This is a genomic window from Microcoleus sp. AS-A8 (assembly GCA_039962225.1).
Lineage (GTDB): Bacteria > Cyanobacteriota > Cyanobacteriia > Cyanobacteriales > Coleofasciculaceae > Allocoleopsis.
In genome coordinates, this window is the sequence record JAMPKV010000046.1 from 1 (window position 1) to 24,956 (window position 24,956).

General features: G+C 47.3%; 31 protein-coding genes. 22 read left to right on the plus strand and 9 right to left on the minus strand.

Annotation, left to right across the window (positions count from 1 at the left end):
- The 3 genes from NDI48_31500 to NDI48_31510 form a co-directional block, all read left to right on the plus strand.
- A partial coding sequence (locus tag NDI48_31500) for a nucleotidyltransferase family protein (GenBank protein MEP0835696.1) occupies nucleotides 1-440 on the plus strand: 440 nt, incomplete at its 5' end.
- Between the two features lie 125 nt (nucleotides 441-565).
- Nucleotides 566-979 carry a XisH family protein gene (locus tag NDI48_31505; protein ID MEP0835697.1) on the plus strand — a complete coding sequence of 138 codons (414 nt, stop codon included), beginning with the start codon at nucleotides 566-568 and terminating at the stop codon, nucleotides 977-979.
- Nucleotides 967-1,299 carry a XisI protein gene (locus NDI48_31510; protein MEP0835698.1) on the plus strand — a complete coding sequence of 111 codons (333 nt, stop codon included), beginning with the start codon at nucleotides 967-969 and terminating at the stop codon, nucleotides 1,297-1,299. The genes NDI48_31505 and NDI48_31510 overlap by 13 nt, the downstream gene beginning before the upstream one ends.
- A 62-nt stretch (nucleotides 1,300-1,361) precedes the next feature.
- On the opposite strand, the gene NDI48_31515 is transcribed toward NDI48_31510, so the two are convergent.
- Entirely contained in the window at nucleotides 1,362-1,598 is a 237-nt protein-coding gene (locus NDI48_31515) for a hypothetical protein (GenBank protein MEP0835699.1), read from the minus strand.
- A gap of 121 nt (nucleotides 1,599-1,719) precedes the next feature.
- Here NDI48_31515 and NDI48_31520 point away from each other — a divergent pair, with 121 nt between their 5' ends.
- On the plus strand, nucleotides 1,720-2,979 hold the full coding sequence (locus NDI48_31520) for an HNH endonuclease (GenBank protein MEP0835700.1): 1,260 nt from the start codon (nucleotides 1,720-1,722) through the stop codon (nucleotides 2,977-2,979).
- Nucleotides 2,980-3,019: 40 nt separating this feature from the next.
- Here NDI48_31520 and NDI48_31525 read toward each other — a convergent pair whose 3' ends face one another.
- A complete protein-coding gene (locus NDI48_31525) occupies nucleotides 3,020-3,391 on the minus strand; it encodes a helix-turn-helix transcriptional regulator (protein ID MEP0835701.1) in 372 nt (123 codons plus the stop codon).
- 194 nt (nucleotides 3,392-3,585) lie between these two features.
- Between NDI48_31525 and NDI48_31530 the strand changes: the two genes are divergently transcribed.
- The gene (locus tag NDI48_31530; protein ID MEP0835702.1) at nucleotides 3,586-3,801 is read left to right on the plus strand and encodes a hypothetical protein; all 216 of its coding nucleotides are present in this window, start codon (nucleotides 3,586-3,588) and stop codon (nucleotides 3,799-3,801) included.
- Here NDI48_31530 and NDI48_31535 read toward each other — a convergent pair.
- Complete coding sequence (locus tag NDI48_31535) at nucleotides 3,716-3,964, minus strand: helix-turn-helix domain-containing protein (protein ID MEP0835703.1); 249 nt, start codon at nucleotides 3,962-3,964, stop codon at nucleotides 3,716-3,718. The two genes, NDI48_31530 and NDI48_31535, sit on opposite strands and share 86 nt — an antisense overlap.
- Nucleotides 3,965-4,197: 233 nt before the next feature.
- Between NDI48_31535 and NDI48_31540 the strand changes: the two genes are divergently transcribed.
- The 3 genes from NDI48_31540 to NDI48_31550 all read left to right on the plus strand — a co-directional run bounded on the left by NDI48_31540 (nucleotide 4,198) and on the right by NDI48_31550 (nucleotide 5,209).
- Nucleotides 4,198-4,482, plus strand: coding sequence for a hypothetical protein (locus NDI48_31540; GenBank protein MEP0835704.1), 285 nt, complete (start codon nucleotides 4,198-4,200; stop codon nucleotides 4,480-4,482).
- Entirely contained in the window at nucleotides 4,482-4,691 is a 210-nt protein-coding gene (locus NDI48_31545; protein MEP0835705.1) for a hypothetical protein, read from the plus strand. Before NDI48_31540 ends, NDI48_31545 begins: the two co-directional genes overlap by 1 nt.
- A 164-nt stretch (nucleotides 4,692-4,855) precedes the next feature.
- The gene (locus tag NDI48_31550; GenBank protein MEP0835706.1) at nucleotides 4,856-5,209 is read left to right on the plus strand and encodes a hypothetical protein; all 354 of its coding nucleotides are present in this window, start codon (nucleotides 4,856-4,858) and stop codon (nucleotides 5,207-5,209) included.
- Nucleotides 5,210-5,289: 80 nt separating this feature from the next.
- Here the strand turns inward: NDI48_31550 and NDI48_31555 are convergent, their stop codons facing one another.
- Nucleotides 5,290-5,553, minus strand: a complete 264-nt coding sequence (locus tag NDI48_31555) for a hypothetical protein (GenBank protein MEP0835707.1) — start codon at nucleotides 5,551-5,553, stop codon at nucleotides 5,290-5,292.
- Between the two features lie 357 nt (nucleotides 5,554-5,910).
- On the opposite strand from NDI48_31555, the gene NDI48_31560 reads away from it, so the two are divergent.
- From NDI48_31560 to NDI48_31570, 3 genes are all read left to right on the plus strand, one after another.
- On the plus strand, nucleotides 5,911-6,849 hold the full coding sequence (locus NDI48_31560) for a M28 family peptidase (protein ID MEP0835708.1): 939 nt from the start codon (nucleotides 5,911-5,913) through the stop codon (nucleotides 6,847-6,849).
- Nucleotides 6,850-6,942: 93 nt separating this feature from the next.
- Nucleotides 6,943-8,160, plus strand: coding sequence for an MFS transporter (locus NDI48_31565; protein ID MEP0835709.1), 1,218 nt, complete (start codon nucleotides 6,943-6,945; stop codon nucleotides 8,158-8,160).
- A gap of 40 nt (nucleotides 8,161-8,200) precedes the next feature.
- Nucleotides 8,201-9,502, plus strand: coding sequence for a M28 family metallopeptidase (locus NDI48_31570; GenBank protein MEP0835710.1), 1,302 nt, complete (start codon nucleotides 8,201-8,203; stop codon nucleotides 9,500-9,502).
- A 148-nt stretch (nucleotides 9,503-9,650) separates the two neighbouring features.
- On the opposite strand, the gene NDI48_31575 is transcribed toward NDI48_31570, so the two are convergent.
- Nucleotides 9,651-10,727 carry a DMT family transporter gene (locus NDI48_31575; GenBank protein MEP0835711.1) on the minus strand — a complete coding sequence of 359 codons (1,077 nt, stop codon included), beginning with the start codon at nucleotides 10,725-10,727 and terminating at the stop codon, nucleotides 9,651-9,653.
- Between the two features lie 170 nt (nucleotides 10,728-10,897).
- Between NDI48_31575 and NDI48_31580 the strand changes: the two genes are divergently transcribed.
- The 6 genes from NDI48_31580 to NDI48_31605 all read left to right on the plus strand — a co-directional run bounded on the left by NDI48_31580 (nucleotide 10,898) and on the right by NDI48_31605 (nucleotide 16,380).
- Nucleotides 10,898-11,101: a hypothetical protein gene (locus NDI48_31580; protein ID MEP0835712.1), complete on the plus strand. Its 204-nt coding sequence runs from the start codon at nucleotides 10,898-10,900 to the stop codon at nucleotides 11,099-11,101.
- Nucleotides 11,102-11,540: 439 nt separating this feature from the next.
- Nucleotides 11,541-12,563, plus strand: a complete 1,023-nt coding sequence (locus NDI48_31585) for a PD40 domain-containing protein (GenBank protein ID MEP0835713.1) — start codon at nucleotides 11,541-11,543, stop codon at nucleotides 12,561-12,563.
- Between the two features lie 341 nt (nucleotides 12,564-12,904).
- Nucleotides 12,905-13,990, plus strand: coding sequence for a hypothetical protein (locus NDI48_31590; GenBank protein ID MEP0835714.1), 1,086 nt, complete (start codon nucleotides 12,905-12,907; stop codon nucleotides 13,988-13,990).
- A gap of 333 nt (nucleotides 13,991-14,323) precedes the next feature.
- Complete coding sequence (locus tag NDI48_31595; protein MEP0835715.1) at nucleotides 14,324-14,941, plus strand: phycobiliprotein lyase; 618 nt, start codon at nucleotides 14,324-14,326, stop codon at nucleotides 14,939-14,941.
- A complete protein-coding gene (locus NDI48_31600; GenBank protein ID MEP0835716.1) occupies nucleotides 14,898-15,485 on the plus strand; it encodes a hypothetical protein in 588 nt (195 codons plus the stop codon). The genes NDI48_31595 and NDI48_31600 overlap by 44 nt, the downstream gene beginning before the upstream one ends.
- Before the next feature lie 145 nt (nucleotides 15,486-15,630).
- Nucleotides 15,631-16,380: a phycobilisome rod-core linker polypeptide gene (locus NDI48_31605; GenBank protein MEP0835717.1), complete on the plus strand. Its 750-nt coding sequence runs from the start codon at nucleotides 15,631-15,633 to the stop codon at nucleotides 16,378-16,380.
- Here NDI48_31605 and NDI48_31610 read toward each other — a convergent pair.
- The 4 genes from NDI48_31610 to NDI48_31625 form a co-directional block, all read right to left on the minus strand.
- Nucleotides 16,360-17,307 carry an RluA family pseudouridine synthase gene (locus NDI48_31610; protein ID MEP0835718.1) on the minus strand — a complete coding sequence of 316 codons (948 nt, stop codon included), beginning with the start codon at nucleotides 17,305-17,307 and terminating at the stop codon, nucleotides 16,360-16,362. The two genes, NDI48_31605 and NDI48_31610, sit on opposite strands and share 21 nt — an antisense overlap.
- Nucleotides 17,304-17,999, minus strand: coding sequence for a Uma2 family endonuclease (locus NDI48_31615; GenBank protein MEP0835719.1), 696 nt, complete (start codon nucleotides 17,997-17,999; stop codon nucleotides 17,304-17,306). The genes NDI48_31610 and NDI48_31615 overlap by 4 nt, the downstream gene beginning before the upstream one ends.
- Before the next feature lie 212 nt (nucleotides 18,000-18,211).
- Nucleotides 18,212-18,487, minus strand: a complete 276-nt coding sequence (locus NDI48_31620) for a hypothetical protein (GenBank protein ID MEP0835720.1) — start codon at nucleotides 18,485-18,487, stop codon at nucleotides 18,212-18,214.
- 285 nt (nucleotides 18,488-18,772) lie between these two features.
- A complete protein-coding gene (locus NDI48_31625; protein MEP0835721.1) occupies nucleotides 18,773-19,090 on the minus strand; it encodes a hypothetical protein in 318 nt (105 codons plus the stop codon).
- A gap of 208 nt (nucleotides 19,091-19,298) precedes the next feature.
- Here NDI48_31625 and NDI48_31630 point away from each other — a divergent pair, with 208 nt between their 5' ends.
- The 5 genes from NDI48_31630 (at nucleotide 19,299) to NDI48_31650 (ending at nucleotide 24,877) form a co-directional block, all read left to right on the plus strand.
- The gene (locus tag NDI48_31630; GenBank protein MEP0835722.1) at nucleotides 19,299-20,315 is read left to right on the plus strand and encodes an ATP-binding protein; all 1,017 of its coding nucleotides are present in this window, start codon (nucleotides 19,299-19,301) and stop codon (nucleotides 20,313-20,315) included.
- 193 nt (nucleotides 20,316-20,508) lie between these two features.
- The gene (locus tag NDI48_31635) at nucleotides 20,509-23,211 is read left to right on the plus strand and encodes an ATP-binding protein (protein MEP0835723.1); all 2,703 of its coding nucleotides are present in this window, start codon (nucleotides 20,509-20,511) and stop codon (nucleotides 23,209-23,211) included.
- 40 nt (nucleotides 23,212-23,251) lie between these two features.
- On the plus strand, nucleotides 23,252-23,413 hold the full coding sequence (locus NDI48_31640) for a hypothetical protein (protein MEP0835724.1): 162 nt from the start codon (nucleotides 23,252-23,254) through the stop codon (nucleotides 23,411-23,413).
- An 8-nt stretch (nucleotides 23,414-23,421) separates the two neighbouring features.
- Nucleotides 23,422-24,450 (plus strand): hypothetical protein, encoded by a 1,029-nt coding sequence (locus NDI48_31645; protein ID MEP0835725.1) that lies wholly within the window; start codon nucleotides 23,422-23,424, stop codon nucleotides 24,448-24,450.
- Nucleotides 24,451-24,628: 178 nt separating this feature from the next.
- Nucleotides 24,629-24,877, plus strand: a complete 249-nt coding sequence (locus NDI48_31650) for a hypothetical protein (GenBank protein ID MEP0835726.1) — start codon at nucleotides 24,629-24,631, stop codon at nucleotides 24,875-24,877.
- Nucleotides 24,878-24,956: the final 79 nt, after the last annotated feature.

The window sequence follows — 24,956 nt, forward strand, 5'->3', positions numbered from 1 at the left end:
GTTGCAAACTTTGCTTCTGCTCTTGGCTTAGGAAGTTTTTTATAGGCATAGCACCCTGGCTTTCGGAGATTATCCACTCTTCATTTTATGCAACTTGGAGGCGCGACAGCTTATTACCTGCGATCTGCTGCAAGCAGCAGCGCTTCGCTATCGCTCTTCTCAATCTCCCTAACTGGTGGTTAGCAGGTGGTGCGGTACGAAATACGGTTTGGCGATCGCTGTTTGGCAATGACTGTCAGTTAGTCATCAATGACTTTGACATCGCCTTTTTTGATGCACTTGGCGATCGTTCCCAAGAACTCACTGCTAAGGCTACCCTGACAGCGCAGTTTCCTGACTACAAGTTCGATCAACCGACTCCAGCGCCTATACACAACCCGGATGCTCAGAGTAAAGCGGCTTCGTTTTTACAAAAGTGTCCTTGCCTGCGTCTGGCTTAGCAAGTGTCTGAGAGGTCAGCAAATTAGAGCGATTGTTTAGGGGAAGTCAAGTCATAGTCATTACACTGAATAATTAGATGGTCTGGCAGCAAGGAATCGATAAAAGCTGAAGTTCAAGAGGGTCAATGGCTAAGGACAAGTTTCACGAGGCGGTAAAAAATGCCTTAATTAAGGAAGATTGGACGATAACTGATGACCCGCTATTTCTGCAATTTGGGGGTGTAGATTTGTATGTCGATTTGGGGGCTGAAAAACTCATTGCGGCGCAGAAAGAAAATCAAAAAATAGCGATTGAGGTGAAAAGTTTTCTCAGCTATTCAGTGATTTCCGATTTTCATCAGGCAGTGGGACAGGTGATGAATTACCGCTTAATTCTGCAACGGGAAGACCCAGAACGAGTGTTATATCTTGCCGTCCCGCTTGACGTTTACGAGAGTTTTTTTAAGCTCGAATTTACTCAAATCGCTATTGTGGATTATCGATTTAAGCTTATTGTCTACGATATTGAACAGGAGGCAATCGCGCTATGGATAAATTAGAAGTGTACCAAAATCATATTGAAAATTTGCTCAAAGAATACAGCAATTATAAGCCTTCCTATGGCGACGTGGAAATGCAATTGATTTTTGACCGAGAACGGGATCGCTATCAGCTAATGACAGTTGGCTGGAATAAAAATCGACGAATTCACGGGATTGTGCTTCATGTCGATATTAAGGATGGCAAAATTTGGATTCAGCATGATGGCACAGAGGGAGGAATTGCTAACGAACTGCTGGCGTTAGGCGTACCGAAGCAGGATATTGTGTTAGCGTTCCACGCACCAGCGCGAAGAAAGTACATGGAGACAAGCTGTTAGTTAAAGTTGAGGTTATCGGATAATCTTGAGTAGGGTTCAGTTTGGCGTAATTGGACGTTTCGCTAGCAACGGATGTTATCTGACAAGCGCTGTTTACGATTGCTGCGGTAACCGATACTCAGCCAATATTCTCCAGGCTGTTCGTGCCATTGCAACTGGGGCAAAGTCGCCTGAGAGAACCGAACAGATTCCGGTAGCTCATTTAGAAAGGGAGTGCGATCTGCTGCTTGCAGCTGCGCTTCGCGATCGCGCTTCTCAATCTCCCTAACTGGTGGTTGGCAGGGGGTGCGGTGCGACATACGGTTTTGCTCGCGGTAGCGCTGCTGCTTACAAACTCTTCATGTGCCTTCATCAGATTTTTACCCTAACTAGCAGCCTTTAAGCAAAGCTAGAGGAAGACTTATGAAATAGGAACTTGACGTGCCAACGTATCTACTCACTTGGAACCCAATAAAATGGCATTGGGAAGACCTACAAGATTGCATTAAGGCAGTAAAAGAGGAGGGCCACTATTCAACAGCTTGGAGTTGTGGAGGTACTAAGAAGATCAAAACAGGTGACCGCTTCTTTCTAATTCGTTTAGGTGAAGAACCACGCGGTATCTTTGCATCTGGTTGGGTTGAATCAGAGTTTTATGAAGATGATCACTGGAACCCTGAGTCGGAGAAACCTGCTCTATACATCGATATTCGCATAGACGTTTTACTTGATGCTGAGCATGAGCCAATATTTTCACGCACTCAGCTAAAAAGTATGTTTCCCAATATGCATTGGGATGCACAATCATCAGGCACTACTATTCGACCTGAAGTTAGCGTTAAGCTCGAAAGTGAATGGGCACGCTTTCTAGCGACGACAGGAATAGTGCAGCCGTCTACCCCTGATAAAGGAGTCTTACTGGAAGGACTAGTAAACGCTCAAAAGTATGATGAAGATGCTGTAAGCGAGCCAGCAGTCAAGGCAGATGTAAAACGTAACCCGCCTTGGCAACGCGATGAGCTAATTCTCGCCTTAGACCTCTACTTTCGTTATCCTCCAAATACCATTAGCAAAACGCATTCCGAGGTAGTAAAGCTGAGTGAAGTACTGAACAGCTTGCCAATACATATCAACCGTCTTGATAAAGATAAATTTAGAAACCCAAACGGTGTATATATGAAGCTGTGCAACTTCTTGAGATTCGATCCAGCTTATCAAGGAATTGGACTAGTTAGCGGAGGGAAGCTAGAGGAAGATATATGGAGAGAGTTTTCTTCAAATAAAGCAGAATTGAGAAAGTTAGCTAATGTAATTACTAACTATGTTTCAACTACAAATATAGAAGATGATAATATCTTGCCCGAAGAAGAAAATTTTCCTGAAGGGAAAGTCCTCTATCGTCTACATCGTACACGGGAGAGGAATAGGGAGTTAGTTAAAAAAGCAAAGGATAAACGAAAGAAAGAAGCAGGGGTACTTAAGTGTGATGTATGCCAATTTAACTTTTTTGAGATATACGGTGATATAGGTGCTGATTATATAGAGTGTCATCATACAAAGCCTGTATCAGAGCTTGAAGATAACGCTAAAACCCAGTTAAAAGACATAGCGCTTGTGTGCGCTAACTGTCATAGGATGCTACACAGGAAACGTCCTTGGCTTTCTATTGAGCAGCTAAAGAGTCTGCTTAAGTCGAGATAACAGTACCTATTTGGCATATTACAGCTAAACGATCGCCACATTAATTCCCCTCTTGAGGAGGGTTCTTCTCCATAGCAGCAACCAGTTCATCAAGAGAGCATTGAAGAATTTCCATCAGACGCCTAGTTTGAGTAAAGCTGAGGCGTGGCTCATCTTCTCCTGTTGAAGATTGCTTTCCCGTTGCCGCAATCAGTTCATTTAGAGAGCATTGCAACCCATCGACCAGCTTTTTAGTCTGAGTTAAAGTCAAATATGGCTCGTGTTCTCCTCTCTCCCAAGCACTAACAGTCTTCACCGTCACGTCAAGAATATCAGCTAGCTTGCGCTGTGTTAGATTAGCACGCTGTCTTAGCTGTGCCAGCGTAAGTTGCTCATGCTTATTTTTTGGTTGCTCATCTTTATTTTTTACCATATTATAGATACGTGTACACGGTACGTGTATACAGCCTATTTACCACAGACACACTAAAGAGGCAGGCTGCTCAGAAAACCATTGTCTGAGTCGTCACCTGTTTGATTGTTGTTTGACCCGAACAAAAAAGCAATTGCCTAGAGCGCAAACCGCTTGCTGGGCAATCGCTGTAGTTTCCATTAACTAGATTACCAATGAAAAAATCCAAAGCCATAGAGGCACGACGAGTTGTCTTGTGGGCAGTGCCAAGCCAAACACTCGGTTGCCAGCAGTTAAGCTTACAGTGCCCACCTTATATGTTGCAGTTGAGCGATCGCAGTTTGCTTAATTCTCCTGTTTATCCTCTGATGGCGATCGGGGTGGACTCAAGTCATCAGGTAGTTCTTCTGGAGTCACTTGCAACACCTTAAGTAGGGTTTTGAACTGTGGAATCGTAAGCCTTGGTATAGCTCTACCACTTTCCCAATTAGCTACAGTATCTTGTGTAACCCCTAAAGCATCTGCAAGTTCCTTCTGGGTTAGCTGTTGAAGTGTTCTGAGCCTTCTAAGGGGCGACCAAGGCTTTTTCGCCATTTGCTTGTAATTTGCTTTTACTGAATCTCTTGATGTTTTTACTAAATTGATTTAGTATTGCGGTGGACTGAATACACTCAGAAAGCGACGCGCAATCAAGGCAAGTGGCTCGAAAAGCCACCCTCTGCATCGTCAGCTATCTCACCTAGTTGTTTCCACAACAAAAAAAGCAATTGCCTAGAGCGCCAAGCGCTTGCTGGGCAATCGCTGTCGTGTCTACTAATAGATTACCAATGAAAAAATCCAAAGCGACGGAAGCACTCCGAGTCGCCACAGACATTGCTGCCATCAAAGCAGCACTCAAAAAACGCGGCTACCGACTTCGCAAACAACCGAAACAGCCAGTCTGGAAAATCATTGTCACCCCTGATCGCTTCTACAAGCTGACCTACCAGCCCGACCCCATCAGCGCCTGGGTACTCCACCCGCAAGACAATGATCGCGATCGCCAAACCATCGAAACCATCATTCAAAGCGCCCTAAAAAAGCAACCTGCCAACCAGATTAGGACAGCATAATGACTTACTTAGAACGGCTCAATCCTTGGTGCATCATCCGACCCTTCCCCAATATGCGTACCCTCATCGTCGGACGCTTTCGCCGCCGAGTAGACGCGGAAGGACATCTGCGAATCCTCAAGCAAATGATTCCCAGCGTCCCGTATGAAATTGTTTTTGACGTAATGCCAGATGAGGTAGAAACCTGCGTGCCCAAGTCTCCGGAATGACCTCCTCGTATGAGCTCCGGCTAACCCCCCTAACCCCCCTTATTAAGGGGGGAAATAAGACTAATCCGGCTCCCTCCCCTTGCTAACCGGAGCTTTAGTGAGGAGAGGGCTGGGGAGGGGTTCTTCCCAGATTCAGCACAGACTGCACCTACTCCCAAACAGCCATGAACGTTCTGCGCCGCCGCATCAACCCCGAAACCTTCGTCATCACCCGCAAACAACTCGCCAAATATCTCAAAACTGACCCTAGCAGAGTTTGGCGTTGGGAAAAGTGGAAGCACGTACTTTGGGTGCATATCCAAGGCAGGGGCGGCTACTTCATCAGCTATCGTCAGCTAGAGCAATGGGTAGCCGCTTGCTGCACCTTAATTCGTGCCTGCCGAGACTTGAAAGCACTGAAGTTAGTCTGGTTCGCCATTGAGCGAGAAGCGACAAGATACACAGAAGAAGCGTTCAACCGTCTTACAGAGATTCACGCACAACGACTTGCGTATTTGCATCGTCACTCACCGAGATAACCATGCGATCGCCACCCTCGTAGGTTTCTTGCTACTATCTGCTGAGCGGAAGCCGCACTACAAGAAAACCTGGAATCAGTCTAAAGTATCGCTTGAATACGCTTAATTAATTCATCTAGATGTTGTTCACAAAACCGCTCCGCCTCCTTCAGTGGCATCCCTCTTGCGACAGCATATGCCTCGAATGCATTGTAGACTATCGCTTCAGTCAGCTCTGTTTCTTCCTCTCCCAGTGCCCATCGATTCTCAATACATCCTTTGATAATCAAATTCACCAATTGTTGCTCTTGCCTGAGATCAGCAAGGAGTTGTTCCGCAATATTTTGGGGAGAGGGTTCGTTCATTATCCATGTGGCGATTGTCAGTGTTTCTCAAATCAACGGTGCTAAATCTAGTATCAGCCATCTCCATGATCATTATCAGGTCGTTGGTCTTAATAGGAGTAGCACTCAAGCATTAGAAGTTACCCCTCTATGAAATCCCACCCTAGAGCCAAGTTTTCGCCAGACAAATTCTTTAAGCTACTGAAATACCTGAATACCCACTCTTGTGAGTCCTAATCGAGAAGAGAAGTTGTGGATGAGGGGGACACCAACAAAAATCGTCCTTTGGGCGTGCAACGACTTTTTCGAGCCGCCCTACTCCTGTTGACGGTACTCCTCATCATCCTGGGTATTCTCATTAGCTGGGGTTGGTTCACTATGATTCAGATGCCTGGAGAAAGCTACCGAAGAGAGTTGCCACCATTGACCCCAAAGGAAGTGGCGCTAGGGGATTCCCTCCGCCGGGATGTCGAAAAGCTGGCTGGTGAAATTGGAGAACGCAACTTCCTACACTACAAAGAACTAATGGCGGCGGCTGATTTCCTAGACGCTTCATTCGCTCAAGCTGGCTATCAAGTCCAACGGCAGGGATACACCATTGACAACCAGACCTACTACAATCTTGAAGTCGAAATCCCCGGTACTCAAAAACCTGACGAGATTGTAATCGTCGGCGGACACTACGACTCGGTATCTGGCAGTCCGGGTGCAAACGACAACGGCACTGGCGCTGCTGCCACTGTTGAGCTAGCGCGTCTGTTTGCAGGGAAAAAGCCTTCTAGAACCTTACGGTTTGTTGAATTTGTGAATGAGGAGCCGCCTTTTTTCTTCTCAGAAGGGATGGGGAGTTTGGTTTATGCTTCTCGATGCAAACAGCGCTCTGAAAACGTCGTTGCCATGCTCAGTCTGGAAACGATTGGGTATTATTCTGATCAGATCGGTAGCCAGCGATATCCTTTACCTGAGCTATCCTCTATCTACCCGCTTCAAGGGAATTTCATCAGCTTCATTGGCAATCTCGCTTCCGGGTCACTGGTAAAAGAGGCGATCGCCTCTTTCCGCCGTCATACCAAATTCCCTTCTGAGGGGACTGCACTGCCTAACGAAATTACGGGTGTGAGTTGGTCTGACCAGTGGTCGTTCTGGCAGCAGGGTTATCCCGGAATCATGGTGACGGACACTGCACCTTTCCGTTATCCCTACTATCACACTTCAGACGATACCCCCGACAAAGTTAACTACGATCGCCTAGCACGGGTAGTGGCAGGCTTGGAATATGTGATCGCGGACTTATCAGGGTTGAGCCAACCCAAGTAGTAAATCCACAATCAGTCAAAAGCAAATGGCGGACTGGAGTTTCACAGCCTATTGTGAAGACTGAACCGTGTGTCCTGTCCAGCCAGTCGGTGTATGCCTCAACGCAGTCAACAAATTACCAGAGATCGCGCTCCAGCCCGGTTGGGTCTTATCCTGGCATTTTATGCCTTCATTGCGATCGGCATGGCAGAAGGTGGTTTAGGCGTGCTGCTGCCGTCGATCATGCAAACCTTCCATCTCACTCCAGCAACCGTTACACTGCTGTTTCTCAGTCAGATTACAGGCTATCTTGTAGCCGCCTTTACGAGTAGCCTGCTGAGCAATCACATCGGGTTAGCTCGCATGTTACTGCTTGCCTCCACTTTCTTGACAGGTGCCCTAATCATTTACGCTAGTGCTCCACTTTGGGCTGTGATGGTGGTGACGGGTACAGCCTTGGGACTGGGAATTGGTTTGATTGATGCGGGTATTAACACCTATATCGTCAATGATTCACGTCACGCCCACTTCATTGGAATGCTTCACGGTTTCTATGGCACAGGGGCATTACTCGGTCCTGCGATCGCAACAACCCTGTTAGGGATGCATCTGCCTTGGCGTATGGTCTATCTCGTGTTTGCGGGCGTTGTCGGGTTGCTAGTTGCGGGAATGGTTTGGGCGATCGCGACAGATTACCAGCCCTTGACTCAGCAGGTGACCGTATCGGGTGGAGACGCCAGGGCAAATCTGCGTACTGCCCTGTGTACACCTGCTGTCTTGGTATCGGGTCTGCTGTTGCTGGTTTATGTCGGTACTGAGGTAGCGATCGGCAATTGGGCGTATAGTGTCCAGACCATCAGCCGGAAAACGCCGGAAATGGTAGCAGGCTACAGCATCAGTGCCTACTGGATGGGACTGACGATTGGACGGATGGGAATGGGATACGTGATCAAACGTCTGGGAACCGTCCGCCTGATTGACCTCTCGTTAACCTTGCTAACAGTCGGCCTACTGAGTTGGTGGTTACTGCCCAATCAGGTGTTGAGCCTGCCTATAATGGGATTCGCACTCGCTGCCATTTTTCCCACCACCATGTTACTCGTACCCCAACGGGTAGCCACGCCCTTGGTACCCGCGGCGATCGGCTTTCTCACCAGTGTCGCTAGTTTGGGAGCCGCCGGCATCCCAACAGGCGTCGGCTTTCTGGCTAACTGGGCTGGTTTGGAAATTATTCCAATTCTGATGTTGCCACTGGTCGTATTGATGATGCTGCTACACCGCTGGCTGGTGTGGCATAGTTCCCTTTCAGACAGTCAGCCAGAAGTCAATTGAAATTTGAAAGTTAATCGGCGATATCAAGGAAAAAAATGCGATGCAATTACAGCTATTGATGAAGTTGCTGGTTGCAAGTGCGAGTGTTCTCAGTCTTGGGTTCTCTGGGTGTACTTCACCCGGCTCACTTGGGGTACAAGCCCAACAACCCACGCCAAGTGAACAAGCTCAAGAACCTACGCCCAATCAGCCAGCCCAAAGCCCTAGCCAGCCCGGTCGTGCTAGCGCCGATGTTCAAGCCTTGGTCGCCCTCGGCCCACGGGTAGCTGGGACACCCGTGATGGATCAAGCCAGCACCTACCTGCTGGAGGAGTACCGCAAGGCGGGCTACGTGGCTCAAGTCCAGACCTTCACTTACTCAAAGTTTCAGGATTTAGGCTCTACCCTCACCGTCGGCGACATGACTATCCCCGGACGGGCATTGAATGGCTCACTAGCTGCAAAGCTTAAAGCACCGCTCGTTGTCGTCCCGAATGTCGGACGGTCTGCCGATTTCGCCTCTGTCAATGTTAGAGGTGCGATCGCTATTGTACGGCGCGGTGAGATACCCTTTCTCCAAAAGGCTCAGAATGCGGCAACCGCCGGTGCAGTGGGTTTAATTATCGTCAACACGGAGTCAGGCAACTTCTCTGGAACTCTCGGTGGTGCGACTCCGATTCCAGTACTAGCGCTCTCCGGTGAGCAAGGTAAGGCTTTACTTGTTAGCGAAGCGGGACGCGCTAGCGTCCATCGCAGGCCAAGTGAACCACTTGAGGTCAGCCTGAATGTGAATACTAGACAGGGTCTTATCACTGGGCGCAACATCGTGGCTCATCTTGAGGGCGTGACAAGACCAAGCGTACTACTCGGTGGTCATTATGACTCAGTCGTCGGCTCACCGGGTGCAAATGATAACGCTTCAGGGACGGCGGTCGTCCTGCAAATTGCCCGGAATTTGTCTGCCACACCGCTTGCTCGCCAAGCATGGTTCGTTGCCTTCGACGGCGAGGAGGACGGTCTTCACGGCTCAAAAGCTTTCGTGAAGGCAGCTCAGCCCCAGTTCCTCTCTGGGCTTAAGGCGATGCTGAATTTCGATATGGTTGGGGTCAATAAGCAGCTTCGTGTCGGGGGTTCGTCATCGTTGACAGCGTTGGCACTAGCCGCCGACCCAAAAATCTCAACCTTCCAAACCGACGGCGGCAGCGACCATGCACCCTTTGCCGCAGCAGGGGTACCGGTACTCTTCTTCTACCGAGGTCAAGAGCCTAACTATCACAGTCCAAACGACAAGCAGGTAGACTCAAGGCTACTGGATGAAACAATTCGGGTAGGGCAAGAAGTCGTTAAGCGATCGCTTCTCTAACTTAAGTGTTTCCATATACAGTCGAGGGTTGTATAGTTTTCGCCATAAAGGTTAGGACACATTTAACGGCCCAAACAACCACGTAATCGTAATAAACATAAAAGCCTTTTGCCCTTTGCCTTTTGCCTTTTGCCATAAGTGTTTGTTCTCAAGCATTTTTGGCAACACAACTGTTGAGTACAACATTAACCACTTCTTGCTCTCGATTTTTTTCTGGCTCTCGATTTTTCGGGTCAGTTTCTAGCGGCAACGTTGCTAAATTGGGTTGAATTGCTTCATCTCTGAGTGCAGATGGACTGGAGAGAGAAAGGTATATGCCTACCAAGGCGATCGCAAACGCCACCAGATTCAACAAACCCAATTGTTCTGAAAACAAGACCCAAGCTCCAACTCCAGCCAGTATCGGCTCTAAAAGCAGAAATAAAGCCACGAATTCTGATGACAACTGGTCAAGACTGTGTACGAGCATTCCCTGTCCCAGGATTTGACAAACACCAGCTAGAGCAATAACTGCTAGCCATCCCTGCCAGGAGGTTGGAAACACTTGACCTCCATCAATCAGTACAATCGGCAAGGATACTAGTGTAGCGATCGCTGAACTCCACAACAAAATCCTTGTAGCCCCTAACTGGCTTTGGAGCCGTTCCAGTACCGACAGATACACGCTGAAAGAGACAGCCGCAATTAGAGCAGCAATATCTCCCAGAAATTTGCCATTAGCCACTTGACAATCATTAAATCCAATTACAAAAATGGCAGCGATCGCAATGACCATGCCAAGCAGAAATTGCTGGTCGAAGCGTCTGCGATAGAATAACCATCCACCGAAACAGGAGAATACTGGCGTCAGGTTTGCCAGTAACGTGGCGTTAGCTACGCTAGTTTGCGTCAGTGACCAGGCCCAGAGAATCAAGTCGGCAGCTAAAAACACCCCTACCAGAAATAACTGTCCGATGATCGCTCCTGTATAAGGGGATAATTGGGGCGTTTCGCTGTTCTCCTGTCGTCGGCGTACTGCCTTAAACCCGCCCCACAATCCCAACATGACTGTGGTCATCCAAAAACGGTTGAATGCTGTAGCGTAGGGACTAATTTCCTGTTCGCTGAATTTCATGAAAATTGCGGCAGAAGCAATCGAGAGCAGAGCAAGACAGAGCGAGGCTATAGTAGCAAGCGTGGGTGTTTTGCCCAATGAGCGTTCTGTTAGCTGAATGGGATGCGCCATTTTTGTATCATAAACTACTCTATTAAGTTTTCTTATAATTTTTCATCTTACCCTCATCCTTGAGACAGGAAACTGCAATTAGCCCAATGGGGGATGTTTGGTAAGTAGATGGACACCAAATTTCTGCCAAGCTGAATACGGTTGTCACCCGCCTTAACTTCAACAAAGACATGTCAGCATTGGTTCGACGGGTGCGTTCCGAGTACTGGATGATTTTTCAAGTGCTAGCAGTACAGGGGCCAAATGACGCAAGTGTTGAAGATTTTATGATTTCATCTGAGCCGTTTGAGGTGCTTCTGAAACGATACCAACCTCTATCAGAAGAAGATTTTAAACTTGTCGTTGAAACGAATAACCTGATGAAAGGCTCCTAGGTGATGATTAATCCTCAGGGTCAGTTTTACAACACCACTACGGGTCGTCATGTTTACAGTTCACGGATTTGGGCAGTAGGTGGAGAGACGGCAGTATTTATACTTGGAAGTAAAGTAATCGTGCAGGTCAAGGAAGTAAGACGGATTATTACTCAGCTAACTCATGCATTAACCTATGGCTATTTAGTAAACATAGCTTTCTGTAGTCATGCGAGGGTAGAACTTCTAAAATAGAGCAACCTCTATCCAATGGCCATATTAGGTGAGAATGAATGTGACAGTTGGAAAAGCCGAATGTGAGGTTGCATAGCCGCCATACGTCCACGCTTAGACTTGAAGGACAGAAATTTGAGGCTCCTATCTCCTGTGAGGCTTAAGCGCCGCTGTTTAACACATGAAAGTCTCTTTCAAGTCGCTAAGATTGTTCGTTCTAATCGGTATGTTTTTGGGTGGGTGTGATGGGTCAATCCTTGCGCCCATCAAGAGCATTACCAGTTTACCAAGCGATCGCGAGGTCATCCTCAACCTCACCCAAATTAACAAGCAACAGGGTTGGTATATAGTAAACCCCACAGATTGGAAGATGTCTAAGTGGGAGTTTCCCAACAGTCTTCCAAGCGCTCTCAACGAAGAAACAAGGAGGTCGTATGTGTCATGGTCTCCTCAGATTCAACGACTTCTATACGCGAAAAAATCCATCAATCCCAACGGTTCTATAGAAGTCTTAAACATCAAGGACAAAAGTCTTGGCAGCAGTAATCAATACACCTTGTCTCCAGATGGGAAAACGGTCGCTTATACAGACGGCTTTAGTGACAAAACCTCTGGCATTGTCGAAGATGTTTACCTGTTCGATATTGCCAGTAAACGTTCGCGGCGTATTACTCAACTCGCTCCTGGTAGTGTTTACCAGCTAGTTTGGTCACCAGACAGCAAAGTCCTTGCCTTCTGGCACAGGGATACCAAGAAAACCTTGAAGACGCTGTATCAAATTAACTCGGACGGGAGTAACCAGCAAGTACTCCTTGATGCCAAAGATGATTTACCAATTCAGATACACCCATCTCTATCTTCTAATGATGAAGCCATGAAGTGGTCGCCGGATGGTCGCTATCTCGCTTTACTCAGTAGTGCCAAAGCCAATAACAGCTTTAACATCAAAGGTGAAACGATATGGCTAATAGACCTGACGACTAAAAAGCTGCGAAAACTGTTTCCTCCACCTCCTAATAGTCCAGGTGGTGGGATTCAAGACTTTGCTTGGTCACCTGACGGGCAAAAAATTGTATTTGCAGCTGGGTACGATGGTAAATGTCATCGGCCTTGGTTACCAATAAGTCCTTATGAGTGTACTAATTTTCTTTACCTTGTTGATGTTAATGGGGGTCAGCCAACCAAAGTAACGAAGATTCCCCAAAGCACAGCAACAAGGCTGCTTTGGCTGGAACAGAAGCGTCAATAACTATTAAACATCCCAGATACTCTCAAAGCCTTCCCTACGGGATTTTAGAGTTATTTAAATACTCATAAAGTTCTGCTTCCTCATACGGCTGGATGAGGTTTTGAGCCAGTTGCTGTTAATTTAGACTGCAAATTTAGCGCTAGCTACACGATAAACATAACTCAAAGTCTTCAATAACCTGTGCCAGTTCTTAAGTAGTTCCCTGCGCGGTTGCTGTGAGTTTTGAGTTTTCAGCGATATCTGTTCTGCCCTAAACCCGTATCCATCTATTTAGTTTTTGTGCAGATAGATCTATACTTAATGCCAGTCAATCATTGGAAAATCATCGGAAGAAAATGCCAATGCCAAAGAAGAGGCGTGGCGCTCCCAACTTGCACTCAAAAACACCAGTCAAGATGGGGGAGTCCCTTACACCTAAAGGGCTTCATTTCTTGAGTACGCTGGCTCAACAAGCAGGACTATCTCCGTCTGAGTTTTGTGAGGCTATGGCAACAGGCCGGATCACGATCTATAGTGATTCGGCAGAAATCAAGCTTCCCATCAAGGTAGATGCTGATGAAGCGGCAAAAGGCAGCGAGCTTCATGGGGCGACTACAGAGGTGCAACCAAACAATCAGCTTGCCAAACAAAAAGACCAGAGCGTGTCCTCAGAGCAAGATGAATCCTGGCAAAAGCAGTCGGAAGAGCAAGCCCATATAATTACTGATTTACAGCAACAAATTGCTCAATTGCAAGGTCAATTAGAGAGTAGGGTTGCCGAGCAAGCCTCTGTACAGTCCAGCTACGAATCCCTGCAACAGCAGTCGCAACAGCAGAATCAGGCGCTTGCCGAAAAAGAGCAACAAATTGCCCAACTGCAAGAGCAACTGCAAAGCCGGATGAGTGAGTACACAACGGTACAGTCCAGCTACGAATCCCTGCAACAGCAGTCGCAACAGCAGAATCAGGCGCTTGCCGAAAAAGAGCAGCAAATTGCTCAACTGCAAGAACAACTGCAAAGCGGGATGAGTGAGTACACAACGGTACAGTCCAGCTACGAATCCCTGCAACAGCAGTCGCAACAGCAGAATCAGGCGCTTGCCGAAAAAGAGCAACAAATTGCTCAATTGCAAGAGCAACTGCAAAGCGGGATGAGTGAGTACACAACGGTACAGTCCAGCTATGAATCCCTGCAACAGCAGTCGCAACAGCAGAATCAGGCGCTTGCCGAAAAAGAGCAGCAAATTGCCCAACTCCGAGGTCAATTAGAGAGCCAGGTTGTCATACAGAGGAGTCAGCAGTCAAGCTACGAATCTGTAAAACAGCAATCCCAAGAGCAAGCTACTGAACTCGCTACGTTACGGCAACAAATTGCCCAGTTACGCTCCTTGGCGGCAATTGGAGAAGTTCGCTTGAACAAGTGGCAAAGCCGCAATGTTTCTAGATAGACCAAACCCACATTGACCGTAGATACTGTCTTAGGTGTTCAAGGCGATCGCCCATCAGTTAAGGTGATCTCGCAAACCAAGCAAGGCAATGGCTAGCAGTGAGTTTGTGAGCGTAAGCGGGAGGTACTCGCAAACTAGCCGAGATCTTCGCTTACTGGAACACGCCTTTGAACTCACACTTAGATAGTTGAGGTCAAAAAGCTTATGGGGCTTCAAACTTCCATAAGCTAAGTGTGGAGTTTTATCATCCAAACTTCATGACAGGGACTCTATAATCAGGGAATGTTAAAAAAGCCAAAACGGTGAGCAATCCTCCGCAGGAGATACATATAGATGGATGGAATGGAATTTTTTCAGCTAAGTGCTGGTAAGTGGCGATCGCAGCGCACGACCCATCACCTTGCTTTTAGGCGAGCGGAGACAGGAGAGTCAGAAATCGATGTGGCAACTTTAGAAGCCGATCATCCCCAAGTGGTAGAGATTTGTCGATTGCATCAGGTTGAACCTAGCTTAGCTGCGGGAGGAGCACTGGTGAGTTGGCAGGGGACGATGGCCTGGGATAGAAGCGAAGAGGAAAATCACACTGGCTCCACCGTAATGGTGATTGTCCCTGATCCGGATAATCCTAGACAGGGCAGCTTACTGCGAGAAAGAGGCTATGCCGAAATTGTGCCAGTGGCGGGTCGCTATCTGATCGATGATCAGGATGCCCTGGTTCTGTTAACCGAATATGAAACGATGAGTTCTGAAGAGCGATTCTGCTTCGTCAACTCAGATGTGCGGATGCGAACCAGTACAGTCAAGCGCTTTGGTGGATTTAGCACAGCCTCCTTGTGTGTCGAAACTCGCATTGGCTCTGATTTAGATGATGAACGCCGTGAAACTTTAGTACCTCAACAAGCACAGGATGTCTTGGCCGTCAGACAGTTTCAGTCCACCTTGGGTTGGTGAATCGACAATTAGTGTAATTCCCTTTGTGCGTGGTTATCAGTATTTGACTGCTGTGCGTCAGTTGGCATTAGAGCCAGAAATGCTTGACGTGACAGATGATTTGAGGGAAAGTGAGCGCATTTATACCTGGATTGGCAATCACATCGATGCCATCAATGCTGAACTCAATGCCTATCTAGAAGCCTGTCATGGCTGCTTTCATCCTGAACAACGTCGCCCTATGCACATCCTGGCAACCCCTCTAGCAACTGAGTATGGCATAGACGGCTTGTGCAATATTATGGTCTATCCCGCTGTCATCCTGATTGATGTAGGACGAACAGCACCTCAAGATTGGTTAAGTATTGTTGTGCATGAATACGCTCATGCTCATTTAGGCTCTCCTGGTCACGATTGGCAGTTTTTTAATGTTATTTCTCATCTTTGCTTGGGATTGGGATTAGAACCTCCACGTTGGAAACCCGATATGGAGAAATACTTGCGAAATTGGCCTCATTGTGCATCGCTCGCCAACTCACTGACTTTTTGGATGGGCTATTCCTGAAACTGCCACTAGACAACGATTAGCAATTTTTTCAGGTGTCTTTCAATCAAAGAGACACCTACTTTTTTAGGGATTGGTACAGGATTTGCTATATATTTAAAATTTAAGGTTTGTAAGATTTTCTAAGATTACGGAGATTGCCAACGTGGCCTTACCTTTATTAAGCTACTCACCTAAAAGCCAAAATCAGCGCGTAGCTGCATATGAAATTCCTGGTGATGAACAACCTAGAATTTTTACAACAGATAACCTGCTCTCCTCTGGAGATATGGATACTCTGATTGAAGCCGCCTACCGCCAGATCTTCTTCTATGCCTTTGCTTGGGACCGAGAGCCTGCTCTTGAATCTCAGCTCCGCAATGGTCAAAGCACTGTGCGGGACTTCATTCGTGGATTGCTGCTTTCTAAGACTTTCAGAAACAGCTTCTATGAGAAAAACAGCAACTATCGTTTTGTTGAGCAATGCGTGCAACGGGTGCTGGGACGTGATGTCTACAGCGAACGGGAAAAAATCGCTTGGTCAATTGTAGTTGCTACCAAGGGTATTGCAGGCTTCGTCGATCAACTACTCAATAGTGACGAGTACCTGAACAATTTTGGGTACAACACCGTCCCCTATCAGCTGCGTCGAGTTTTACACAGCCGGAATGAGGGTGAACGACCCTTCAATATCAAATCTCCCCGTTACGACGCTTATCACCGTTCGCAACTGGGCTTTCCTCAAATCATCTGGCAAAACGAGGTACGTACCTTCAAGCCACAAGAGAGGACGGCAAGAGCAGGCGACCCATCTCTGTATGCAGATATGGCACGGTCTATTGCTCCCAAAACCAACCCAGTTCCACGGGTGTCAGCACAGAACATCGATTATTTATCAAGGGTGCCTCGGCGTTAGTGCATCAGCACGTCGCCGCAGCACATCCAGGAGTGTGATGAAGGCTGGTGGAAGAGGGGCAATTGCCTCAATCCACTCTCCAGAAACTGGATGTTGCAATCGGAGTCGCCAAGCGTGGAGTGCCTGACCCGGTAGATTAACCCCTACAGAGCGACCACTGCCATAAACAGAGTCGCCGACGAGGGAATGCCCCATGTGGGCACTGTGAACACGAATCTGGTGAGTGCGACCGGTTTCGAGTTGAAAATAGATTAGGGTGTAATTACCCAATCGTTCTCTAACTTGCCAGTGGGTGATAGCGGTACGTCCGCCTTTATCCACTGGCAAGATTGTCATTTTTTTACGGTCTACAGGATGGCGTCCGATGGGTTGGTCAATGGTACCCTTGTCGGTGGATGGCGCACCGTGGACAACGCCTAAGTATTCCCGTTGGGCGGTTTTGGCTTTAAGTTGGGCTTGTAGGTGTTGATGAGCTTGATCGGTTTTAGCGATCGCAATCGCGCCGGTTGTATCCTTATCTAATCGGTGGACAATTCCCGGACGTTGAACGCCACCAATGCCAGCGAGATTTGTGCAGTGTGCCAGGAGAGCGTTGACGAGAGTGCCGCTTTCATGACCGGCAGCCGGATGGACGACTAAGCCGGCGGGTTTGTTAATAATGATCAGGGAGTCATCTTCGTACAGAACGTCTAGGGGGATGGCTTCAGGTTGTAAATCCAGGGGTTTGGCTTCGGGGATGGTGATGGAAATGCGATCGCCCGATTGCACAGTTACTTTTTTAGAGGTGCAGATTTTGTCGTTAACCTGGACTTGTCCTTGTTCGATGAGTTGCTGAATGCGTGAGCGCGAGAGATCGGGAAGGTGTTGGGAAAGGTAGAGATCGATGCGATCGGCCTTTTCTTCGACTTGTAAGTTAATTTCTGTCACAGTGCGTCTGGATTAATTCCTCGTTCTTGAAGTAAAGCACGGAGAGCTTGTAGTTGGGCTTCAGCTTGTTCTGCTCTAGCTTCAGCTTGTTCTGCTCTAGCTTCAGCTTGCTCTCTATCCCGTGCCAGTTCCAAATAAGTGAGAAACGGCTGACTATCAGGGCGATAAATCTGAAGTGCTGACTCAGACAACTCGAAGCGTACTCCTAGTCTAGGACTTACCCAACCAGCTATTGGGTCAATGAGTTCTAATCGTGAGTTACGACGCTGCCAACCTGTTAAATCGACTAAATCCGGTTTATACAGATAGTATTCTTCTACGCCGTAGCGATCGTAAAACTCAAATTTCTGAGCCATCTTAGAGGGACGATTCCCAGGTGACCAGATTTCAAACACGACTTGAGGCGCAATGTTGTCTTCGAGCCATTGTTGATAAGAGCCTCGGTATCCTTTCGCTCTGCCAACGGCAACCATTACGTCTGGAGCTTGGCGAAGCTTGTTATCCCCTTCAACCGGATACCATAGCAGGTCGCCTGCAACAAATACATTCGGGTCGTTGGCAAACAATAGTTCTAAGTTTTCTTTAATCCATACAATTAATTCAAACTGCTGGGTATTGTCTGCCATCGGCTGTTCGTCGCTGTCGGGGTAGATGATGTCTTTTTGGGCGGAAGATTGTAGCTGTGTAACCATTGCTATAATTCCAAATCGGCTAGCGGCTTTATCAATTTTAGATAAACGGCTCTAGAGACATAGGAAACCAGATTGATTGCTCTCATACCATCTCCCTTTTGTGCTGCTGCACATTGACCCCCCTGTTCCCCAAATCTGGGCGAGTTCAATTTTCCCCCCAAGATTCGGGGGTTAGGGGGGCGACTCAGCCGATTTTGCGTAAGTTCCTGGATCTATTGCTTGCGATCGCTCACATCGAAGACAACCTTAAATTGGATGTTGGGGACACGCTGACGCAATAACAGCAGATGTCCGTCTGCATCGGAGCGAGAGCGATAGCGACCAATGATTAACCATTTTAGGCTGGGAAGTTGACGCGCCACTGCCCAAGGATTAAGGCACTGTTTTTTGGTCATAATGAATTTAACTCCTTCGTTTGTGGGAGCCAGAGCCAACCCTTGACTTTCCACGGTGCGGGGTTGGCTTCTGATCGGCTGGTGTTGCAACATTATTATTGTAATAACTTGTCTACGTTTAGGCAAGTATTTTTTGCTACGAAATCAAAAATAATTTCAGAGAAATTACAGGTTTAAATAAGCACAAAATTGTAAATAAATGACAAGACTCGCCCGGAAATCAATTTCCGGGCTAATAGATAAAGTCCATTAAAATGGACTGAAAGCTTTGGATAATTAGTCTTTAGTCCTCTTTCGAGGACTTTCGCTATGATGCAGGGAATTGATTCCCTGGTGGGTGAAGGGCGAGTACCAAATCTAAGCTAAAACTAACTAATGTTATTTTTTACGCTTAGCGCTTCGTCGAATGGGCAGGTTCGTCTTTTTGTCCGGCTTTTGACCTATCACAGGCACAAAAATCTTGCTAAATTGAGTTAAGGCAACAACAAGAAGAGTACTCCCATGAATAATTGTGCTTAGAGCATCTACATATTGCAGAAATGTCGATGGATTTAATTGTTTGGGTGCTGTAGGGATCACGGGTTGAATCGTACAAATCAATTGTTCTGGTTGGCCTACTGCTTTTTGACAGTGCAATGACTGATTCGCGTGCTGCTGCTGTTCAAGATACGGCTGAGTTTTCGGAGAAGTGTTCATAATTGTGTTTAATGTCTATTTGTCTTTACAAGACCATCATCTCCTTGGACTTTCTAGATGTAAGTATTTGGAAGTAGGAAGCCTCACTGCCCACTGCCTATACCCTGGTATGTAAGGTATGTAAAAGTAGGTTAAGGTTGATTTGTTGAGGAGAGTATTCTCTGACTCAGTTGAATTTAAATCCGCTTATGGAAGTAAATCATAGACAATGAATTCAGAAGAAGCCTTTGAATGTATCAATAGGCTATTTTTGGAAAAAACAAAAACTAGCTTAAGTCAGGGCCAAAAAGATGTTATTTTAGGAATTTGGCAAGGTAAAACTTACCAAGTAATTAGTGACGAAACTAATTGGGCTTATCAAACTGTCAAAGAAACTGCTTCTGAGTTATTTAAAAAAATTAGTAAATTATTAGAAATAAAAGTCAATAAAGCCAATTTTGTAAACACAATAGAGCAACTCTGTCAACAGCCAGCGGACAATATTTCATCTTCCCCAAAACTCATTTCAAAGCTGACAAACCCTTTCACTCCTCAACATGGCATAGTAGACAATCTCGAACTGTTCTTTAATCGAGACAGGGAAATCCGGCGGGTATTCGAGGTTCTCAATAGCGGTAGTAGTGTTGCTCTAATCGGAGAGGAGGGTATCGGCAAGTCCTCTCTGTTATGGAAAATTTGCCAACTGGCGGAAAGTTGCCTCCATTCACCGCGTCAGTCAGTTTTCCTAGATTTGAATTGGGTTAATGATGAAAATGACTTCTACAGTGCTTTGTGTCACGAGATTGGTATCCCTGAAAGCAAGGACTATAGCCTAACTCGCAATTTGCGCGATCGCAGAATCTTATTAGCTATAGATAATGTGGGGAAGATGACGTGGGAAGGGTTTACTCGTGGAGTACGCGATCGCTTGCGTGGTTTAGCTGAAGGCAGCACTGCTCCTCTGAAGCTGATTTTAGCGGCGAGTGAACCCCTGGAGCGTCTTTTTAACGATAGTCAGGATGAAGGCAAGACTTCTCCGCTTGCAGGCATTTGCCAAGAGGAGAACCTAAAACCTTGGGACGAAACTACTGCCCGTGCTTTTATTGATGCGCGTCTTGCTATGACTTCGGTGCGTTTTAGTAAGGAGGAAATTATTCAGCTAGTGCAGGAAAGTGGCGGACATCCTCGGCGATTGATGCAGTTGTGTTATCGAACTTATTCCCGGTATATGGAGGGCGGGGAATGAAGTTACATTTTGCAGAATCTTCGTCTGTCGTTCACATCCGCCAGGGATTCAAATCCCTGGCTTATAGCTCAAGTCCACTAAAGTGGACTCTAATACTGCTTTCTAGTCCTCTTAAGAGGACTTTAGCTATTAGCCCGGAAATTGATTTCCGGGCGGGGTTTGGCGGCTTACCGATAATGGTGCAGGAGGTCAGATGAGCCAACAGCGCCCTGTTCCACGCTTAGACTTAGCACCCAAGCTGAAGCGTCCCCTGTCATTGTGGAATCCGCTCGATTACCTGCGGTTGTTGTACTGGATCTTTTTCTTCCCTCAGGCTTTGCGGTGGTATACGGTCATCTTCGAGGCTGGGCATATTCCTAGCCAGGAAATGAATTGGTCAAAGCAATGGGAGTTGCTGCGTCAGAATCTCATCCTGCGCCAGTTGCTCATACAGGGGTTGGTGTTAATAGTTGTTACACCGCTAACGGTGAATGTAACTCTTCAGTGGATAGGTGTTCCCGTTGATTGGTCGATTGTGGCGATGAGCGTGGCGATGAGCGTGGCGATGAGCGTGGTGTTCGGCATAGTGAGCGGCGTGGTGTCGGGCATGACAGTAGGCATAGTATATAGCGTGGTGTTCGGCGTACTGGGTGGCGCAGTGTGGAACGTGATGGGTCGTCTGGCTTCGCTCGCAATGCCGGGCATGGCGGTGGGCATGATGTTGAGCGTGGACTTGGGCATGGCAATGGGTGTGGCGATGCGCGTAGCGTTTGCCGTGGCTACGGATGTGGCGTTTGGCGTGGTGATGGGTGTGGTGTTGGGTATTGCAATGGGCATAAAGTTGGGCATGGCGATGGGTCTGGTGTGGGGCGGGGCGATAGGCGTAACGTGGATCGTGGCGATGGGTGTAGCGGTACTCCGTCCAGAGAATTGGCTGTTGGGTCTACTGCTCTCTCTGCGCTCACCTCCAAATGGACGCTGGCAGATCCCCCATATCACACCACTTCCGCTCTACTCGCTATCTTCTCGGCTGAAAAACTGGCTGCGGCAGGATTGGCAAACGGGTCTGCAGAACGCTAACCAACTGCTGGCTTTCACTCTTCAGTTCATCCCTGTTATCCAGGCTGTAAATCAGGTGCTGGCTGAAACGCCTCCAGATCAAGCCATTTTTCGCGTAGTTCAGCTAGCTGAAGCAGCTTTTGATTGGAGGTTAGTTCGTTTTGCCTCCGCTTCTCTGGACTCAGCGCTTAAGTCAAAGGCTGTAAAAACTTTCTTCTCCTTCCCTTTGTTCTTTTTCTTCCCTCGTCGTTGGCAGGAACGTCTCCAAGCTCGTTTTTTAACAGATAGCAGATTAGATACCCCTGCCCGTGCTGCTGCTGCTGGTTTTTGGCACCTGCATGAAGAAGAACCAGCAAAAGCAATGGTGGCTTTTGCAGTGGTGCGTTCTCTTTCCTATGGTGAGGAAATGTTTGCCCTCGCCCAAACGCTAACCGCCTTTCATGACGCTAAGGAGCCAGACACGATTGCTGCCCTTCAAGTACCTACTTTCCCAAAGGAACCCCTTCTCCGTCCAGCTACCTGGAAAACGATTAAATCTCTACGTCGAGTAGTTGAGGATGTCCAGGTTGTTCACCGCAGCGTGTCTCGTTCCACAAAATCCTTTGCTCTCAATCGAGCATTAGGAGAACTGACAACCATCCTGAACAAAGGCAAAACTCTACCCCAAGCAGAACAAGGGTTAATCGTAGACATTGCTCAGACTTGGAAAGAAGCCCTGCTGAATGTAGCTGGAGAGGTGGGGGAAATTTCCATCACCAAACCTGTCAGTAATCCCTATGTGGTCGGCGATCCAGTTCAGGGAAATCTCTTCGTCGGGCGGGAAGACATACTCAGACAACTAGAAGAACTCTGGGTTATGGGTCATCAACTACAACCAGTCGTTCTCTACGGTCACCGCCGCATGGGCAAAACCTCCATCCTTCTTAACGCTGCTAACTGTTCAGGGTCAGGGGTAAAGGTAGCCTATATCAACCTACTGAGTTTGGGAAATAGCCCTCAAGGAGTCGGGGAAGTACTGATGGCGATTAGTGATGCAATTTCCGAGGCAGTAGGCTGCACGCCTCCAACTGATGCCGATTTACTGAACCTTCCCTACCGTACCTTTGAACGCTATTTGAAACAGGTCGAAGCACATCTTAGCGGTGGGTTAATTGTCGCCCTAGACGAATTCGAGAAAATCGAGGAACTGATAGAAGCTGAGAAAATCTCCAAAGACTTTATGGGGTATCTGCGGGGGCTAGTGCAAATGAGTTCCAAAGTGGCATTCGCCTTTGCAGGTTTGCACACCTTGGAAGAGATGACAGCCGATTACTTCCAACCCTTCTTCGCCAGCGTCATCCCCATCCACGTTGGCTTCCTGCAACCTGGGGCTACCCGCCAGATTCTCGCCAACCCAGATGAAGACTTCCCCCTCGACTACATCCCCGAAGCGCTAGACCAAATCTACGCCCTCACAGCAGGTCAACCCTATTTAGTTCAGCTCGTAGGATTCCAGCTCGTTCGCCGCTACAATGACTATGTTTTCGAGCAAGGACGCCCCCGCGACCCAGTCTTCACCGTAGAAGATGTCGAAGCTGTCATCAACGACCCCGAATTCTTCAAGCGAGGGCGCTACTACTTCGATGGCGTTTGGGGTCAGGCAACACGAGGCGCTTCTGGGCAGCAGGCGATACTAAAAGCATTAGCACCTCACCCACAGGGATTAAGCATCGACTCTGTAGCTCAGGCTACAGCAATGGATGAGGAAACGTTACAAGAAGCTCTCAAGACTTTGATGCGCCATGACGTAGTTCGAGAGAGAGAGGGGTGCTGGCAAATTATTGTGGAACTCTTCCGTCGTTGGGTTTTGCAAGCTTAACACTTCTTTAAGTTTCCACACACTAAGTCTGGCATCAAAATTGGGGCGAACCCCGCAACGTGCGATCGCCCCTCATGTGGTTAAAATGCGATCGCAATTAGACTTTTCTCTGAAGCTGAATAAGCAAGCTCAAGAATCTCCAAATCGTAGTAAGCATTTAAACTCAAAGAAATCTCGCCTTACAGAACCCAATCCGAGTTAGCTGCAACGATGTCAAATTTCGATAGTCAACTCAATGCCCCACTTGCTTCCAACCAATCCCTACTTGAAGCATTGGAGCAAGACACACTCCGAGACAAATTGTTGACTCCAGCTATTCCAGAATCAGGCAAAACCCCATATCTACCCGGAACTGAACCCAGCATCCAACAAACCTACTATTGGCTAAGTTGGCTAGCTCGTCAACTTAAACAAGACAAAACTACCGAATTTTTCATTGAAAGAATGCAACCTTCCTGGTTAGAAACATCTACCCAAAAATGGTTGTATCGAATTGCTATAGGGCTGATAACTGGGTTGATAGTGGCGCTGATTTATGTAGGAACTACTGGGCTACTTGGTGCAAGCATTGGTGGATTAAGTTACGGATTAATTTTCGCCTGTACTCAAGAAATATATCCAATTACTCGCCTCAAATTTTCTCTTAAATTCGCCCAAAAGCACTTCTTAGGTTCTCTTCTTGAAGGACTTTGGTGGGGACTAATTTATGGAATCATTGATGCGCTAATTTGTTGGTTGCTTTTGGGGCTTAAATGGCTATTTCTAGGAATGGCTGACTCCTTAGTTTGGGGGTTAATTGAAGGGTTTATTTGGGGGCTATTAGTTACCCGATTTTATCATCCAACCGTCAGCAATCAAGGAATTAGAGAATCAGCCCTCAATGCGGGAATCTTTACAGTGATTGGCGGCGTAGCCTGGGTACTACTTTATGCTGGAGTCCTCTTAGCGACGCAAGAACCGTTAGAACCCCTGGATTTGCTGATTGATGGTATTGGTAATGGCGTGTTTTTTGGCATTTATGTCGGGGGTTTAGCTTGCCTTCAGCATTTTTTGCTGCGCTTGATTCTCAAGCAAAGTGGCGCTATTCCTTGGAATTATGCTAAGTTCCTCAACTATGCCACTCAACTGGGATTATTGGAACGAGAAGGCGGATGCTATCGCTTCATCGACGATTCAGTGCAGGAGTATTTTGCTCAGATGCCACTAAAGGACGAGCAGCCTAACGGAAACCCAACTTAATATTGAGATAGGCATTTTGAATGCAAGAATTCCCAAAGCGGTACTAATACCAAGTTGCAGTCAAAGATAGTAGTTTCTCTCCCCCTGCTCCCCCTGCTCTGGCTATCTACTACATTTGAACGCAACTCGGTATAAGCAGGTGGGCGTAAATAAACCTCACACCCAGAAGTCGGGTTTTTTGAAGAAACCCGACTTCTCGACGCCTGCGAGTTTTAGGTTTAATTGTGCCTATCTGCGAGGAAAACGCGATCGCTTTACAGATACGGAGTTTTTCGACGCCTGTAGCCGACTGTCCACGATGGTGGGAACTCGCAACATCACTGTGTTGCTGGCGAAACTGTATGCGGAACAGTTAATTGCAGCGAAGGAGGGCACACTGTTATACCAATTTCCTAAATACCTGCTACAGATAAAGCCTCTAAAATAAATTGCCATCCTGTCAAAGAACTAATGACTTGAGTACTTAATTGGCTCAAGATTTTTTGCACAGAATTTCTCAAATCCTG